This window comes from Paenibacillus sp. 8b26 (assembly GCF_050626875.1).
Classification (GTDB): Bacteria; Bacillota; Bacilli; order Paenibacillales; family Paenibacillaceae; genus Paenibacillus.
On record NZ_CP192445.1, the window covers coordinates 4,275,164 to 4,291,969 of the forward strand.

At 47.6% G+C, this 16,806-nt stretch carries 15 protein-coding genes; 11 read left to right on the top strand and 4 right to left on the bottom strand.

The window, feature by feature from the left end:
- Positions 1-23: 23 nt before the first annotated feature.
- Positions 24-860, top strand: a complete 837-nt coding sequence (gene licT / locus ACQ4MX_RS19790) for a BglG family transcription antiterminator LicT (RefSeq protein WP_431086883.1) — start codon at positions 24-26, stop codon at positions 858-860.
- A 16-nt stretch (positions 861-876) separates the two neighbouring features.
- Entirely contained in the window at positions 877-2,334 is a 1,458-nt protein-coding gene (locus ACQ4MX_RS19795) for a glycoside hydrolase family 1 protein (RefSeq protein ID WP_431086885.1), read from the top strand.
- A gap of 48 nt (positions 2,335-2,382) precedes the next feature.
- On the opposite strand, the gene ACQ4MX_RS19800 is transcribed toward ACQ4MX_RS19795, so the two are convergent.
- Complete coding sequence (locus ACQ4MX_RS19800) at positions 2,383-3,561, bottom strand: ROK family protein (RefSeq protein WP_431086887.1); 1,179 nt, start codon at positions 3,559-3,561, stop codon at positions 2,383-2,385.
- A 159-nt stretch (positions 3,562-3,720) separates the two neighbouring features.
- Between ACQ4MX_RS19800 and xylA the strand changes: the two genes are divergently transcribed.
- The 7 genes from xylA (at position 3,721) to ACQ4MX_RS19835 (ending at position 11,364) form a co-directional block, all read left to right on the top strand.
- Positions 3,721-5,037: a xylose isomerase gene (gene xylA, locus ACQ4MX_RS19805; protein ID WP_431086890.1), complete on the top strand. Its 1,317-nt coding sequence runs from the start codon at positions 3,721-3,723 to the stop codon at positions 5,035-5,037.
- A 57-nt stretch (positions 5,038-5,094) separates the two neighbouring features.
- Positions 5,095-6,618, top strand: a complete 1,524-nt coding sequence (gene xylB / locus ACQ4MX_RS19810) for a xylulokinase (protein WP_431086893.1) — start codon at positions 5,095-5,097, stop codon at positions 6,616-6,618.
- Between the two features lie 303 nt (positions 6,619-6,921).
- Entirely contained in the window at positions 6,922-7,281 is a 360-nt protein-coding gene (locus ACQ4MX_RS19815; protein ID WP_431086896.1) for a PTS lactose/cellobiose transporter subunit IIA, read from the top strand.
- Positions 7,274-7,582, top strand: a complete 309-nt coding sequence (locus ACQ4MX_RS19820; RefSeq protein WP_431086898.1) for a PTS sugar transporter subunit IIB — start codon at positions 7,274-7,276, stop codon at positions 7,580-7,582. The genes ACQ4MX_RS19815 and ACQ4MX_RS19820 overlap by 8 nt, the downstream gene beginning before the upstream one ends.
- Before the next feature lie 17 nt (positions 7,583-7,599).
- On the top strand, positions 7,600-9,009 hold the full coding sequence (locus tag ACQ4MX_RS19825; protein ID WP_431086900.1) for a GH1 family beta-glucosidase: 1,410 nt from the start codon (positions 7,600-7,602) through the stop codon (positions 9,007-9,009).
- 164 nt (positions 9,010-9,173) lie between these two features.
- Positions 9,174-10,490: a PTS sugar transporter subunit IIC gene (locus ACQ4MX_RS19830; RefSeq protein WP_431086902.1), complete on the top strand. Its 1,317-nt coding sequence runs from the start codon at positions 9,174-9,176 to the stop codon at positions 10,488-10,490.
- Positions 10,491-10,659: 169 nt separating this feature from the next.
- Entirely contained in the window at positions 10,660-11,364 is a 705-nt protein-coding gene (locus ACQ4MX_RS19835; protein WP_431086903.1) for a GntR family transcriptional regulator, read from the top strand.
- A gap of 138 nt (positions 11,365-11,502) precedes the next feature.
- On the opposite strand, the gene ACQ4MX_RS19840 is transcribed toward ACQ4MX_RS19835, so the two are convergent.
- Genes ACQ4MX_RS19840 through ACQ4MX_RS19850 form a run of 3 tightly spaced genes read right to left on the bottom strand, consistent with a single transcriptional unit; the run spans position 11,503 to position 13,967 of the window.
- Positions 11,503-11,685 carry a FeoB-associated Cys-rich membrane protein gene (locus tag ACQ4MX_RS19840; RefSeq protein ID WP_431086905.1) on the bottom strand — a complete coding sequence of 61 codons (183 nt, stop codon included), beginning with the start codon at positions 11,683-11,685 and terminating at the stop codon, positions 11,503-11,505.
- A gap of 36 nt (positions 11,686-11,721) precedes the next feature.
- The gene (gene feoB / locus ACQ4MX_RS19845; protein WP_431086907.1) at positions 11,722-13,731 is read right to left on the bottom strand and encodes a ferrous iron transport protein B; all 2,010 of its coding nucleotides are present in this window, start codon (positions 13,729-13,731) and stop codon (positions 11,722-11,724) included.
- A complete protein-coding gene (locus ACQ4MX_RS19850) occupies positions 13,722-13,967 on the bottom strand; it encodes a FeoA family protein (RefSeq protein ID WP_431086910.1) in 246 nt (81 codons plus the stop codon). The genes feoB and ACQ4MX_RS19850 overlap by 10 nt, the downstream gene beginning before the upstream one ends.
- A 280-nt stretch (positions 13,968-14,247) precedes the next feature.
- Between ACQ4MX_RS19850 and ACQ4MX_RS19855 the strand changes: the two genes are divergently transcribed.
- The gene (locus ACQ4MX_RS19855; RefSeq protein ID WP_431086912.1) at positions 14,248-15,375 is read left to right on the top strand and encodes a transglutaminase domain-containing protein; all 1,128 of its coding nucleotides are present in this window, start codon (positions 14,248-14,250) and stop codon (positions 15,373-15,375) included.
- Between the two features lie 52 nt (positions 15,376-15,427).
- Complete coding sequence (locus ACQ4MX_RS19860; protein WP_431086915.1) at positions 15,428-16,768, top strand: MFS transporter; 1,341 nt, start codon at positions 15,428-15,430, stop codon at positions 16,766-16,768.
- Positions 16,769-16,806 lie beyond the last annotated feature (38 nt).

Sequence of the window (16,806 nt, forward strand, 5' to 3'; positions counted from 1 at the left end):
TGGAAAGTGAGAGGTCGTTGGATATGAAAGTAATAAAAGTTCTCAATACGAGTATTGTGCTTGCCAAACGTGAGGATCACAAAGAGATTATCGTGATGGGGAAAGGGATCGGCTTTAAAAGCAAACCTGGCGATTTCGTCGATGAGAACGAGATTGAAAAGATATATGTTCTTGAAAATGAAAGTATGTCTTCCGATTTAACAGCCTTAATGAAAGATACGCCCAAGGAGTATTTGATTATGGCAGATGAAATCATATCTTATGCTAAAAACACGCTATCCAGTCACTTGAATGAGCACCTGTATGTATCCCTGACAGACCATCTGTATATGGCCACCAAACGGTTTAAAGATAACATGACCATTCAGAACCGGATGCTGTGGGAGGTCAAAAAATTTTATCCGGAGGAATTTGGCATTGGCCTGTATGCGCTCGCTTTGATTGAAAAGCGAATCGGTCTCAAACTGCCTGAAGAGGAAGCGGCGAATATTGCCTTTCATTTAGTTAACGCTCAACAGACCGATAACAATATGAACCAGGTTTTATTGATGACCAATACGGTCAAAGACATTTTGAACATCATTAAAATTCATTACCAAATCGAACTGGATACCCACAGCATCAACTATTCACGGTTTTTAACGCACCTTCAATTTTTTGTTCAGAGATTACTTGAACATAAAATGCTGGATTCTCAAGACCAGGAATTAATGAGCCAGATTGTGAACAAGTATCCAGAAGAAGAGAAATGCGCGTTAACGATTCAACAGTATATTGAGGCCAAATTTGAGCTTTCTATTCCTGACGAAGAACTAATGTACCTGATTATTCACTTAAAACGAGTCATGAGCAGAAATTAAAGAGGAGGAGTTAGAGATGACAGAGATCAAAAGAACATTTCCGAAGGGCTTTTTATGGGGAGGGGCGGTAGCCGCAAATCAGGTAGAGGGAGCCTGGAATGTTGATGGTAAAGGGATATCTACAGCAGATATGGCTATTTACAAAAGGAATGTTAGCAAAAGTGATTACAAAAAACACAATTCAATGACCGAGGAACATATCCAAAAGGCGATGCAGGACACATCAGATCATGATTATCCCAAACGCCAAGGAATTGATTTCTATCACCGCTATCATGAAGATTTAGCCTTGTTTGGTGAAATGGGCTTTAAAACGCTGCGGGTATCTATTGCATGGACGCGTATTTTTCCAAACGGAGATGAGGACAAGCCTAACGAGGCTGGATTGCAATTTTATGATCGGTTGTTTGATGAAATGCATAAAAATGGGATTGAGCCGCTTGTCACCCTGTCTCACTACGAAATGCCGATGTATCTTGTCAATCATTACGGGGGCTGGACCCAACGGAAGGTTGTAGATTTCTTTATTCATTTTTGTAAAACCGTGTTTACAAGATACAAAAATAAAGTAAAGCACTGGATCACTTTTAATGAAATAGATAGTATCGTTCGACATCCGTTTACGAGCGGTGGGATTATACCGGAACGCTTTGAAAATGTAGAACAGGCTGTTTATCAGGGGTTGCATCATCAATTTGTGGCTAGTGCTTTGGCTGTGAAATACTGTCACGAAATGGTTCCCGGCTCGAAAATCGGCTGTATGTTAACCCGGCTGACGACGTACCCGCACACCTGTAATCCGCAGGATATTCTTGCAGCGTTTAAAGCGAATCAGTTTAACTATTTTTTCACAGATGTACAGGTTCGTGGCGCGTATCCGCATTATATGAAACGCTTCTTCCATGAAAAGGGGATCGTGATTGAAAAGCTTGAGGGCGACGATGAAATTTTAAAAACGCATCCGGTGGATTTCATTTCCTTTAGCTACTATATGTCGCTGGTTGCCAGTGCAGATAGTGAAGGCATGGAAAAAGTCAGTGGGAATACGATTGGCGGCGTTAAAAATCCTTATCTGGAGACGAGTGATTGGGGCTGGCAGATTGACCCGGTCGGCTTGAGACTTTCCCTGAATGAGCTGTATAGCCGCTATGAAGTGCCGCTGTTTGTTGTAGAAAATGGTTTGGGAGCGTACGATCAGGTGGAGGAAGACGGCAGCATTCAGGATGATTACCGGATTGATTACTTCCGTGCTCATTTTGAACAAATGCATGAAGCCATTCTGGACGGGGTTGAGCTGATGGGTTATACCAGTTGGGGGGCTATCGATTTGGTCAGCTATTCCTCATCTGAAATGGAAAAAAGATACGGATTTATATATGTGGACAAAGACAATGACGGTAACGGAACGCTTGAAAGAAAACGAAAAAAAAGCTTCTACTGGTATAAAGATGTTATCTCCAATAACGGTTTGTAAGAAATAAATGGGCGTATAGGAACTTTAATGTTCCTGTACGCCTTTTTTTTACAGAGATACCCGTACACGCCCGAGAAAAGGGGCTGTCGCTGCATAGGCAGCGCCTAACATGGTCGAACGGCTGCCAAGCGTGGAAAAACGGATTTGCAGCTGCCGACGGTGATAGGGCAAGGCACGTTCATCAATCACCTCACGCATACTCTGTTCCAGCCATGGTCTGGCTTCCGCCAGTGGACCGCCGATGATAAGCATTCCGGGGTTGAGGCTGTTCACAATGTTGGTAATGCCCACGCCCAAATATCGCCCGATATCACGAAAGACGCTTAACGTATTCGTGTCACCTTGCAGGGCAAACGGCAGTAATTCCGCTGTACTGTGTGTGGACAGCTTGAAAGTGGATGCCGCATACGCCTTCTCCGAAGCATACAGCTCCCAGCAGCCCCGGCTACCGCAGGAGCAGAGCCGCCCGTTCCAATCAATGGACATATGACCTGTCTCTCCGGCGTACCCCCAAGCTCCTTGATACGGCTTGCCGTCAATGATAATCCCGGCCCCAATCCCGGACCCTGCACTGATGTAGACCAGATCCCGTACCAGTTGCCGGTGATCGCTGTCCATACCATAGTACAGCTCGCCCTGTGCGCCGACGTTGGCCTCGTTATCCACCACCACGGGCACGGGAAGGCCAAGCTCTTCCTCAAGCTGTTGCCGCAACGGGACCTCTTCCCAGCCCAGATTGGGTGCGAATAAAACAGTTCCCGATTCATCCACCATACCCGGCACCCCTAGCCCAATACCGACGATACCGTGAGGGGAGGGAGGGGCTGTCTGCATAAGCTCCTGAACCAGCTTTTGAATCTGCTCCATTACAAAAGCAGGATCATGCTGCGCAAGGGGGAAGGTAAGCTCTGTTTCAATGGTTCCTGCCAAATCGGTCAGAGCACCCTTGATATACTGCACGCTGACCTCGATGCCGAGAACAAAGCCCGCACGGCTGTTAAACAGCAGCATTAAAGGCTTACGACCGCCACTGGATTCACCTAATCCCGTTTCATATACAAGCCCGTCGGTGATCAGCTCCGCCACCAGGTTGGAAACGGTAGCCTTATTTAACCCGGTTTGACTGGATAATTGTGCCCGGGATAGTGGAGCATGGAGGCGAATACGCTCCAGCACAATGGATTTATTCAGCTTTTTGACAAGCGCCTGATCGCCAGTGACATTCATGATCTTTTCACTTCCTGTTGGTGTAATTCCCAATAGTATATCATAAAAACAAACTTAGTTTAAGCAATAGACAAAGTCTTTTGGCTGTGCTAGAATCTTTTTTGTAAACGTTTACTATAAAGATTGCTATAACGGTTACCACAAAGGAGGAACTTATTAATGGCTTATTTCGAGCAGGTATCTAAAATTAATTTTGAGGGCAAGCAATCCAATAATCCTTTTGCGTTCAAATTTTATAATCCACAGGAAGTTGTGGCTGGGAAAACGATGGAGGAGCATTTGCGTTTTAGTATGGCTTATTGGCATACACTCGTTGCAGGTGGATCTGATCCATTTGGGGTAGAGACGGCGGAGCGCCCGTGGTCCAAGTTTACCGGACTAGATTTGGCGAAGGCTCGTGTGGAAGCTGCTTTTGAGCTGCTGGATAAGCTGAACCTGCCTTATTTTGCTTTTCATGATGTGGATATTGCTCCGGAAGGCGCGACGCTCAAGGAATTTTACAGCAACCTGGATACCATCGTGGATTTGATTGAAGAGCATATGAAGGCAACGGGTAAAAAGCTGCTGTGGAACACGGCGAATATGTTCAGCCATCCTCGTTATTTGCATGGAGCGGCGACGACCAGCAATGCAGATGTATATGCACATGCTGCCGCCCAGATTAAAAAAGGGTTGGAAGTGGGCAAACGTCTGGGCGCGGACAACTATGTGTTCTGGGGAGGCCGTGAAGGCTACGATACGCTGCTGAATACAGATTTGAAGCTGGAGCAGGACAATTTGGGACGGATGTTCCATCTGGCCGTAGACTATGCGCGGGAGATTGGCTTTGACGCTCAGTTCCTGATCGAACCGAAGCCGAAGGAGCCAACCAAGCACCAGTATGATTTTGATGCGGCAACGACGATTGCTTTCCTACAAAAATATGATCTGGATCAGCATTTCAAGCTCAATCTGGAGGCTAACCATGCGACTTTGGCGGGGCATACGTTTGATCACGAGCTGCGTGTGGCGCGGATTAACGGTATGCTGGGATCATTGGATGCAAACCAGGGAGACTTGCTGCTGGGCTGGGATACGGACGAATTCCCGGTTGATCTGTATGATGCAACTCTGACCATGTATGAAGTCCTGCAAAATGACGGCTTGGGTCGCGGCGGTATCAACTTTGATGCTAAGGTGCGTAGAGCATCATTTGAGCCAGAGGATCTGTTCCTCGCACACATCGCAGGTATGGATACGTATGCGAAAGGATTGAAAGTAGCTGCTAAACTGATCGAGGATCGCGTGTTCGAGGACTTTATTGAGAAGCGCTATAGCAGCTTTAAAGAAGGCATTGGAGCAGACATCGTATCCGGTAAAGCAACGCTTGCTTCTTTGGCTGAATATGCACTGGCGAACGAAGCACCACGCAAAAACGTATCCGGTCGTCAGGAGTATCTGAAAGCGACATTAAATCAATACATTTTGGCGGATTAATGCCAGAACCTATACATGAGACAGCGTCTAAATGGTAACAGGAAAGGAGGAATTTCGATGCAGGATAAGCAGAAACAGGAGCAGGAGCACTATGTTATCGGCGTGGACCTGGGTACCAGCGCGGTCAAAACGGTGCTGGTCAACCGCAAGGGACAGGTAGCTTATGAAACCTCCCAGTCTTATCCGCTCCATCAGCCAAAGGCAGGGTATAGTGAGCAGCATCCCGAGGATTGGGTCGGCGGCACGTTAACAGCACTGAAGCAGCTCGTGGAAAAAGCCGAAATCGGCGGGGCAGATGCCGTGGACGGCATTAGCTTTTCGGGGCAGATGCATGGGCTTGTGCTGACCGACAAGGAAGGGCAAGTGCTGCGTCCGGCCATCCTGTGGAATGACACGCGCACAACGGCACAATGTCGCCGTATTGAAGAACAGCTCGGGCCGGAGCTGCTAAGTATCGCGCGTAACCGCGCGCTGGAAGGCTTTACGCTGCCCAAGCTGCTGTGGGTGCAGGAGCATGAGCCGGATGTGCTGGCTGGTGCAGCCCATTTTATGCTGCCGAAGGATTATGTGCGGTATCGCCTGACGGGAGAACTGGCAACGGAGTATTCGGATGCGGCGGGCACGCTGCTGCTGGATGTCGCCCAAAAGCAGTGGAGCCAAGAGATCGCCGCTGCGTTTGAATTGCCGTTGTCGCTGTTTCCACCGCTGGTGGAATCCTTTGACCAGACGGGTACGCTGCTGCCGGAGATTGCGGAGCAGACCGGACTTTCTCCTGCAACGAAGGTGTATGCAGGTGGCGCGGATAACGCATGTGGTGCGATTGGCGCTGGTATTTTGAGCGAAGGACGCACTTTATGCAGCATCGGCACATCGGGTGTTGTACTTTCCTATGAGGAACGTAAAGACATTGATGTGCAGGGTAGGGCGCATTTTTTTAATCATAGTGAGCAGGACGCTTATTATATCATGGGTGTTACACTCGCAGCCGGCTACAGCCTGACTTGGTTTAAGGATACCTTTGCACCGGAGCATTCCTTTGATGCGCTGTTGGAAGGCGTGGACTCGATTGAGCCGGGTAGCCGTGGGCTGCTGTTCACGCCATATATCGTGGGTGAACGTACCCCTCACCCGGATGCAACCATTCGAGGCAGCTTTATCGGGATGGATGCGGGACATAAGCTCGCGCATTTTACACGGGCGGTGCTGGAGGGAATTACGTTCTCGCTCAAGGAATCCATTGATATTCTCAGAGGAACAGGCAAGACGGTGAAGGAAGTCATCTCCATCGGCGGTGGGGCGCGTAACGAGGCGTGGCTGCAAATGCAGGCAGATATTTTTAACGCGGATATCATCAAGCTGGAGAGTGAGCAGGGACCTGCCTTGGGAGCTGCCATGCTGGCTGCATACGGCAGCGGCTGGTTTGCATCGCTGCAAGCGTGCGCGGAATCTTTTCTCCGTGAAGCAGCCAGATATTCGCCGAACCCGGAACGTGTGGCACGGTATGAAGGCTTATACGAGTTATATCGTGAAGTTTACCTGCACACGCGGGAGCTAAATGAACGTTTGGCGGAATATCGCTGAATACGATGAGTTTGAGAGTAAATGAAGGGAATCAAGATTACGATCTGCTTGTGTAACAATCATTCATACAAATATTCCTAATTTTAATATGAAATGAAGAAGCGGATTCGGGTGCAGGATAGACCCGAATCCGCTTTTTCATTTTGAACGTAACTTTCTTTTAAAAACCTCCTATTCTTTTCAGAATGGGGGGGCTTTTTAATTTTTATTGAAAAAGAAACCGTTTACTTTAAAAGCATAACGGTATAGAATAAATTCGTACCAATGAATTTAGATTATAATAATAAATATGGAGGTTATGTAATGCCTACTAACGATGTGGAAGAATTGCAAATGAGAGTCTTCGGCTTGATATCCGGCGCAGGAGAGGCCAAATCTAACTTTTATGAAGCACTAGAGATGGCTCGCCTTGGTAAATACGATGAAGCGGAACAATGCAAGAAGAATGGTCAACAAGCTTTGAAGCAAGCCCATAGAGTACAGACGGACTTAATTACAGAAGAAGCCAGCGGCACCAAGACTGAGGTCGGAATCTTAATGGTGCATGCCCAGGATCATCTGATGAACACGATTTTGGTGAAGGAATTGCTCGATCAACTGATTACGATGCAAAAAGAAATCAACGTACTTAAACAACAATTGGGGGTTGTGAAGCATGGTTAAAATCGGATTGTTCTGTTCGGCTGGAATGTCTACCAGTATGTTGGTGAGCAAGATGAAGAACGAAGCAAAGGCTAAGGGAATTGATGCGGAGATCAACGCCTATCCGGAATCTGAGCTGGAGCAGGTTGTAGATTCGATTGATGTTGCGCTGCTCGGACCGCAGGTCAAATTCCTGTTAAAGAAAGCCGAAGCGATATGCGCTCCGAAGTCCATCCCTGTCGAAGTCATCAACCCCGTGGATTACGGTATGATGAACGGCGCTAAAGTATTAGAGCAAGCCCTGTCATTAGCGAGTAAATAGAAGTAAGGAGTGACTACATGAAATTTCCACATGACTTTCTGTTCGGCGCGGCATCCGCAGCTTATCAGATCGAAGGTGCCTGGAACGAAGATGGCAAAGGAATAACCAATTGGGACGCCTTTTCCAAGATTCCTGGCAAGACGTTCGAGAGTACCAACGGAGATGTTGCGATCGACCATTATCACAGATATCCGGAAGATATTAAGCTCATGGCGGACATGGGACTGGAATCGTATCGCTTCTCTGTCTCCTGGGCTCGAATCATTCCAGATGGAGATGGAGCGATTAATGAGAAAGGCATTCAATTCTACAACAACATTATTGACGAATGTCTGAAATACGGAATTGTACCCTTTGTTACGCTGTATCACTGGGATTTACCACAGGCCTTGGAAGACAAGGGCGGATGGGTTAACAAAGACATTGTGAACGCTTTCGCAAGGTACGCTGAGATCTGTTACACGGCTTTCGGGGACCGGGTGAAGCACTGGATTACCTTTAATGAGACGGTTGTCTTCTGTACTCTGGGATACTTGAACGGCGCACATCCTCCAGGGTATGTGAATGATGCGAAGAAATATTTTCAGGCGACACATCACGTATTCGTGGCTCATGCCAGAGCGATACAGATGTATAAAAGTTTGAAGCAATACGGCGAGATCGGCATTACGCATGTGTTCAATCCCGCCTACGGTGTAGATGAGAAGGAAGAAAACCAGCAAGCGGCGTTTCATGCAAACAACTATCAGACCTTCTGGTATTACGATCCCATTCTGAAGGGGGAATATCCCACATACGTGATTGACGCTCTGCGAGAAAAAGGGCTGACTCCTGACTGGAATGAAGAGGAACTTGCTCTGCTCAGAGAAATGGCCGGCAACAACGATTTCATCGGACTTAACTATTACCAGCCTGCACGTGTAACCAAGATGGATGAACCCGCTGAGTCCATAGCGATGGATCGCGATAAGTCCACAGGCAGGCCCGGTAACCCTTCCTTCGATGGCTATTACCGGACAGTCGTGATGGATGACAAGGTATATACCAAATGGGGCTGGGAGATTTCGGCTGAAGGATTTCTGCAGGGTCTTCGGATGATCAAGGGTCGTTACGGAGATGTGAAGCTTTACATTACGGAGAACGGACTGGGTGATGAAGATCCTATCATCGATGGTGAGATCGTCGATGTGCCGCGAATTAAATATATCGAGGAGCATCTAAGAGCCGTCAAGCTCGCGATCCAGGAAGGCATTAACCTCAAAGGTTATTATGCATGGTCCGTAATTGACCTGCTAAGTTGGCTCAACGGCTACAAGAAACAATATGGATTCATCTATGTAGACCATAAGAATAATCTGAAACGGCGCAAGAAACTGTCCTTTCATTGGTACAAACACATCATTGCAACACGGGGAGAAGAGCTATAAAGCTCTTTTCCCTCTCATGCAAGCATATCAATGTTCTTGCATCTTTATGTAAGGGTATTCTATGGATTGGGGATTCGGAGAGATGCTCTTACCATGGATGCAGGATTCTTATTATAGGTCGCATGATCAGCTTATCTTAGTACATCATATCGGAGGAATACTATATGAACAGACTCGAAAGACTTTTCGAGAAGCTAATGCCTGCATTCGCTAAATTTTCAAATTTCAAAGCTATTATTGCACTTAAAGACGGCTTCGTACTCACCATGCCGCTTACCCTGATCGGTTCCATCTTCATGTTGATTGCCAACTTGCCTATCAGCAACTGGAATGAGATCATGGCCGGATTCTTCGGACCGGACTGGGCAGCACCCCTGAATCAGGTCACAGGAGCTACCTTCGACATTATTGCTTTAATTGGTGTTTTTGGTATCGCTTACTCTTATGTGAAGAGTAATAATATCGAAGCGGTTCCTGCCGGAATCATCGGCATTATCTCTTTCCTGATTGTTACAAACTCCTTCGTACTCAGTGAGGCTGGTGATAAGATTGGCGGCGTCATTCCGAAGACTTGGACAGGCGGTCAAGGCATGATTACTTCCATTCTGGTAGGCCTAGCTGTAGGAGCCATTTATTCATGGTTCATGAAGAGAAACATTCGCATTAAACTGCCGGAAAGCGTACCTACTGGTGTATCCAATGCATTCTCCGCTCTCATTCCCGGCTTCGCTATTATGCTGTTATCTATGATTATGTACATCATTTGTGATCAGCTTCAAGGTGTATCCATGACCGAGATTATCTATCAAGTCCTACAAATTCCTATGCAAAATCTATCCGACACATTACCAGGTATCATTGTAATCATGGCGCTCATCTCCATCTTCTGGTGGTTTGGATTACATGGTCCGAATATCGTAATGGGCATTATGGCTCCCATCCTGACCTCCAATGCTCTGGCTAATCAGGCCGTTCTAGATGCAGGTCAAGCCCTAACAGTGGGGGAAAATGCCAAGATTGTTACGGTGCAAGTCGTCGATATTTATGCAAAATTCGGTGGAGCCGGCATAACCTTGGGCTTCATTTTTGCAGCTTTATTTGTAGCCAGATCGCAACAGGTCAAGCAGTTATCCAAGATGTCGCTTGTACCGGGTCTCTTCAACATCAATGAACCCATGATCTTCGGCCTTCCAATTGTGTTCAACCCGTTGATGCTGATCCCGTTTGTAACGGTTCCGGTGTTAGCTACACTGATGACTTATTTCTCCGTACTTACAGGTTTTGTCGCACCGTTCAACGCCGTTCAGGTCCCATGGACAACTCCGCCGTTCATTTCCGGATTCATTCTGTCTGGCTGGCAAGGTGTCGTACTACAACTCGCTATTCTCATCGTTGCCGTAGTCGTCTATTATCCGTTTGTTAAGATGCTGGATAAGGTTAGTGTGGCGCAAGAACAACCTACGACGGAGCAAGCTGTGTAACTTGATTTATAAGGATTCCTAATCTAACTTCAATAGAGGGATGGGGTTATCTTTACAATAGTTTTTAAAATCTATACTATATGTAGGGATAGCCTCATCTAAAACTCAATGAATGAAGATAGATATCGTTGTAATCAAAGATCGGCGCTGAGGGAAGGTAACGCATAATATGATTTTAAAATATAAAATGGTTGTAGAGCAGATGGAGCAAGAAATTTTGGACGGCAAATATGCACCTAATACCAAATTACCTACCGAAGAGGAACTGATGAAGAAGTTCGATGTCAGTCGCAATACCATTCGCAGAGCTATCGATATTCTGGCGGAGGACGGGTACATTTATCAGGTTCAGGGCAGCGGAATTTTTCTCAGGGAATTCTCCAGACCGGGCTGCATATCCATCAAAAATATGCTTGGCTTAACCAGAGAATTTGCACAAGATGAGCTAACCAGTACCCTGCTACAGTTGGACTTGCTTGAAGCAGATGACGAGCTCGCGGAGCAATTGAAATGTGCCGTGAACACAAAGGTATACTATGTTAAACGGGTAAGGAACCTTAATGGAATGCCGTTTGTCATCGAGGAATCTTATTTTAACAAGGACATTATCTTGTATCTGGACAAAGAAATTTGTAACCACTCCATCTACAATTATATCTCGCAAGATCTGAAGCTTAACGTTGGATTCACAGATAAGGTTATTTCGAGTGAGAAACTAGATGATTATGATGCATCGCTGCTCGACCTGCAACCCGGTGATCCTACATTAATCGTAGAAAATAAGGTGTTCTTAAATACGGGTGTGGTATTCAGCACTTCACGGGAAAAATATCGCTATGATAAAATCAAGTTGCTGTCATTAACTACCAAATAAATGAAGTGGAACCTGTATTGTCAACACTAAACTAGACAGCTTAATGGAAGCTAAAGTCCAGAAAAAAACTTGGCAACTTTCCCCTGTAATGTAGTAGGAAGTAGTTGCCAAGTTTTTTTGTCTACCCAAATGTTATGACTAGCCTTTGTGTATAGTAGTCGTCTTTCTATGTTGTTCATCCAGAGCACTTCCGGCACAGCCCGAGCACGATTTGCTCGAGGAGCATCCCGCACAGGCGCCTTGGCGGCTTTTTCGCAAAAAGCGCACTAACACCCACGCGCTATAACCGAGAATCACCAGTAAAATGATGATATTGATCATGCAATCCACTTCCTTCTATTTTCATAAGGCTCTAACTTAACCCCAACCTAATAATCTGCCACACTGATAGATCACAACGGCTATAATATACGCAACGGTCAAAGGATAGATCACCGAAAATGCGGTCCAGCGCCACGAAAGGGTTTCTTTACGAATGACCGCTACCGTAGCCAGACACGGCACATACAACAGAATGAACACCATGAAGCTAAAAGAGGCTAACGGCGTAAAGGCATGCCTTACTTGCATTTCTAGTCCCTGCATGTCCGGAACGTGGTAAATAATATTCATCGTCGATACCACAACCTCCTTGGCCATAAAGCCTGTGAGCAGGGATGCGCCTGCTTGCCAGGTACCGAAGCCGAGAGGGGCCAGTATGGGGGCGAACCATCCTCCAACAGTGGCAAGCAGGCTGTCATTCATTTCTGCGCCGAACCCCTGTGGGCCGAAATTGGACAAGAGCCAAATACCAACGGACCCTGCGAGAATAATGGTTCCAGCTTTGCGTACGAAGCCCTTGACCTTTTCCCACGTGCTGCGAAAAAGGGTAAGAGCTTGCGGCACACGATAAGGGGGAAGCTCTACGATGAAGAGGGAAGGCTCACCCGACAGAATGGATACTTTGGAAAAAATTTTGGCTAGTATGAGCGACACGGTGATTCCTAGCACGTACATCAGCATAATAATGCTTGCCGCATGTGTTGGGAAAAACACCCCCGCAAACAATGCATATACCGGCAGGCGGGCCGAACATGACATAAAGGGTACCAGCAACGTCGTAATGAGGCGCTCTCTGGGCTGTTCAATCGTACGTGCCGCCATAATCGCCGGAACATTACAGCCAAAGCCGATAATGAAGGGAATGAAGCTTTTCCCGTTCAAGCCGACAGCTTGCATGAGACGGTCCATTAATATCGTAACCCGTGCCATATACCCGGAGTCTTCAATCAGCGAAATAATCAGGAACAAAATAGCGATTTGAGGCAGAAAAACGAGCACGCCCCCAACTCCTGCCACGATACCGTCCACGATAAGACTCTGCGTAAAAGCGGACGCGTTCAAGTAAACGAGCAATTCAGTAATCCAACTGCTTAGTGTCCCTGAAAAAAATCCGTCCAGCATATCTGAAAGAACAGTACCCGCCCAATCGAAGGTGAACTTGAAGGTAGCGTACATCAGCAACAAAAAGATGGGAATCCCCAAATACCGATGTGTTAGCAGTGCGTCCAGCCTGTCTGTCAGACTGTGCGGCTTGAGTTTGGACGTGTCGAGCGCCTTTGTACACAGATCAGCGATCCACGCTGTACGTACAGAACGGATATGCTGAGCGGGAGTAGCCGAATAGCCTTCACGGAGAAGTTCTTTCTCGCAACGCTGGATCCGTTCAGTTACTTTTTCACGCTGTACCTTATTCGTCATCCATTCCATAACGACAGGATTGTTTTCCAGACACTGTAGAGCTGCCCACCGAGGGCTTGGCACAAGTGTATTCGTCAGCAAACTGCAAATATCTGTAATAGCAGCCTCGACGGCAGGGCCGTAATCCAACTGGAAGGAATTTGGCGCACGTCGTACCTCTCGAAGTGATGCGAGCATTTGCTTACTGCCGCTGCCCGTGCGTGCCACCATGGGAATGATGGGAACGTTCAATTGATCAGCCAGCAATTCCTTGTTCACTAGAAGGCCTGTGGCATCGGCTACGTCGGTCATGTTTAAGCCAAGTACGAGCGGACGGCCATATTCCAGCAGTTGTACAGTCAGGTACAGATTGCGCTGGAGCTGAGAGGCATCCACGATGTTAATCAGAGCCGCAGGCGGTTCTTCCAGCAAATAACGGGTAGCGATACCTTCATCCAGCGAAAGTGGAAGCAAGGAATAGGCACCTGGCAAATCCACCAAAACGGCAGACTTATCGCGCAGCAGGCCTGTTTTCTTTTCCACCGTAACCCCGGACCAGTTCCCTACCTCTGCATACGTACGAGTCAGCTTGTTGAATAATGAGGTTTTCCCCGTGTTGGGATTACCGAATAGAGCGATCATGTCCATGAAGGAACGACCTCCAGTTGTTTTACTTGACTTTGACGGAGGCCGACCAGTTGGCCGTTGCATTCAATAACAATGGGGCCGCCCAACAGACTGATTTTTTTTAACCGTATAATGGAACCTTCGTCAATACCCATGTCCGTTAAGCGTCGGCGCAATGAGGGGTGAAGAGAGGCAAGAGATTGCAACCTCACGGGTTGACCCGGTGGAGTACGAAGGAGCGAGATACATTCTGGCATGGTGCTCAGCCTTTCTAATGTAGAATGAGAATCAATATCATTTAGTTCCGATGCCAGTAACATATCATAAGGAGTGTCAGACTGCTGTGATAAAATTCTCTGTGAATGACATATGTGCCTGCTGTCACGTCTGTTATAAAGGCGGGTATGGTGTCGCAACCTGCCTCTGATTGGGCCCATACTCGTCTGTAACCGACAAAACTAGAGTGCTTGGGTTAGCTGCTTTTATGGTAAGATAGAGCTGTTTACAACTATGCTAAGAAGGGCAGGAACGCTCTGTATGAACAGAAAAATCGGGGTTAGGCTTATAAAATGCCTGGTGGCAGGTGCAGTACTGGCTGCGTTACTGCCGCATGCTGTGGAGTGGGGGAACAACGTATATGCTGCGTCGGTCAAGCCAGCTCCATCCGTATCGTCACAGCAGCTTCAGAATAAGCTATTACAGGCCATGGCTACGCGGAGTGAAACGCTGACCTTTACATATCAAGGGCGGGTGAACGGTCTTAAGCAGCAGCTACAGACAGCCATCAAACAGGCGATGGAGAGTGATCCGTATGTGAATTATACGATCAAAAGCTACGCATTCAGCTATACAGGCACAACCACGTCCGCCGAGGTTACGATCCGTCTGAGTTATCGGGAGACGAAGGAACAAACCGCATATGTGGACAGCACGGTTAAAGCTGTGTTGGGGGACATCATTACGAAGGGGATGACGGATCATGAGAAGGTGAAGGCCATTCATGACTGGATCGTGGTTCGTTTGAAATATGATGAAACGCAGCAAAAGTACACGGCATACGATGGCCTGAAAACCGGAAGCACGGTGTGTCAGGGCTATTCGTTGCTGGCCTACAAAATGCTGGAACGCTCTGGGATTACCAACCGGATTGTGGAGGGAAGAGCAGGTGGCCAGTTGCATGCATGGAATCTTGTTTTGCTGGATGGACATTGGTATCACATGGATACGACATGGGATGATCCGACCCCGGATCGTGGCAACGAGGTAAGCACTTCGTATTATCTATTGACTGATGCCGAAATGCGCAGGGATCACTCCTGGGTTAAACAGTACCCACAGGCGAACGCATCGTATCGACAAACATTGTCGGGGTTGATAGCGGCAGGAGGCTCCAAGGCTGCTGTGTATCAAAAGCTATACAATAACCTGGAATATCCGCTGCAAGACGGCAAGGGTCTGGTTAAATCATCCTCCGAAATCAAGGAGCAGGTTCGCAAAGAGATGAATAAGGGCGGGGCCACGCTTACCTTTGGCTATCAGGGGACAGAGCGAAGTCTCAAAGAAGATTTACAATCGTTGTATCAACTCGGGTTAAAAACCATCTCTTATCAGATCACGGATTTAGGCAGCACCGGAAATCTCCGTGTAACCCTGAAATGGACCTGATCATTTTGCTGCAATAGAAAAAGCTACATTCATAAGGGAGTATTTTATTCATATGCATAAGCGTTCCTTTACTTATCTGCTCGGCACGCAGACGATGTCGAATGCGGCAGATATTCTTTATATCATGGCGCTGGTTTCTCTGGTGTTTCATGAAACAGACTCGATCTTTTCCTCGGTTCTCGTTCCGTTGTTGCGAATGGGCGCACAGATGATCAGCGGCTTTTTAGCGCCGCTGATCCTGGCCCGGTTCCAGCTTCCATTTATTCTGTTCGTTTCCCAGTTTGGTCAACTGGCTTTCTTTGCGCTCCTGCTGGGGCATTTGTGGTCAGCGGGCACGAGCCCGGTATGGGTGCTTGTGTTTACACTGGTAGCAGCGATGTCCTTTCTGGACGGCTGGACCACACCTGCACGTAATGCACTGATTCCGCGCCTTGCGTCCGGGGAAGGGCTGATGCGGGCAAACAGTCTCGTATCGGTCAGTGATCAGACCGTGCAATTGGCTGGATGGGGGCTTAGCGGTGTACTGGTAGCCATGATGGGCTCGGAAAAAACACTGCTGGTGGCTTGTGGGCTATATTTGGTGGCCCTGATCTTTACCAGCTTAATCCGTGATCCGCTAGAGGGCAAAGCCCATTATTTACTGCAACCCGGAACTTGGGTGCAAAGCGGAGACGTACTGGCTTCAACCTCCCCCGCACAGTTGGAAGATACACTGTATGGCCCGGAGTCGGAGAGCCCGGCGTTACCTCCCAAGCGCAAAAAGGAAATACTGCGTGAAGGCTGGAGTCTTATCGGAGCCAGCCGAAGGCTCAAGGCTCTTATTTTTATGGATATGATCGACCTGCTGGGTGGTTCGGTTTGGGTAGGAGCTTTCACGCTTGCCTTCGCTCAGCAGGTGTTGCACAAAAGCGAGGCATGGTGGGGGTACATTAATGCGGCGTATTTTGCAGGCGCGATTGGCGGTGGGATCATTGTTCTCGCTTGTGTCAAGTATTTGCAGCGCAGATTGCTGCCCGCAATGCTGGCAGGGATGGCTTGCTACGGACTGCTGACCGCTTGGTATGCGCTTAACACATTACCGCCGTTGACGCTGCTTATCGTGCTGTTGATGGGATTGCCTGCGGAAATGTCCGTCGTATCCCGCCGCACGATGATGCAAATGAGCGTATCTGTGCACGATTTACCCAAGGTGCTGTCCGCACAGGCTACGCTGACGAGCATGACGTTTTGCATCTCGCTATTGCTGATGGGCTGGATTGCAGATCATCTGGGCATCGTTAATTTGTACTTGTTTTCTGCACTGCTGACGCTGATTGCTGTGATTTATGGCATCTTTAGCCGTCGTGCCTTGTCTATGTCTTTGACAGCTCCGGTTGCTTCTTCTTCCGAATAACAGAAAAAAAAGCCCGTCTCCACATATCAGGGAGAAGA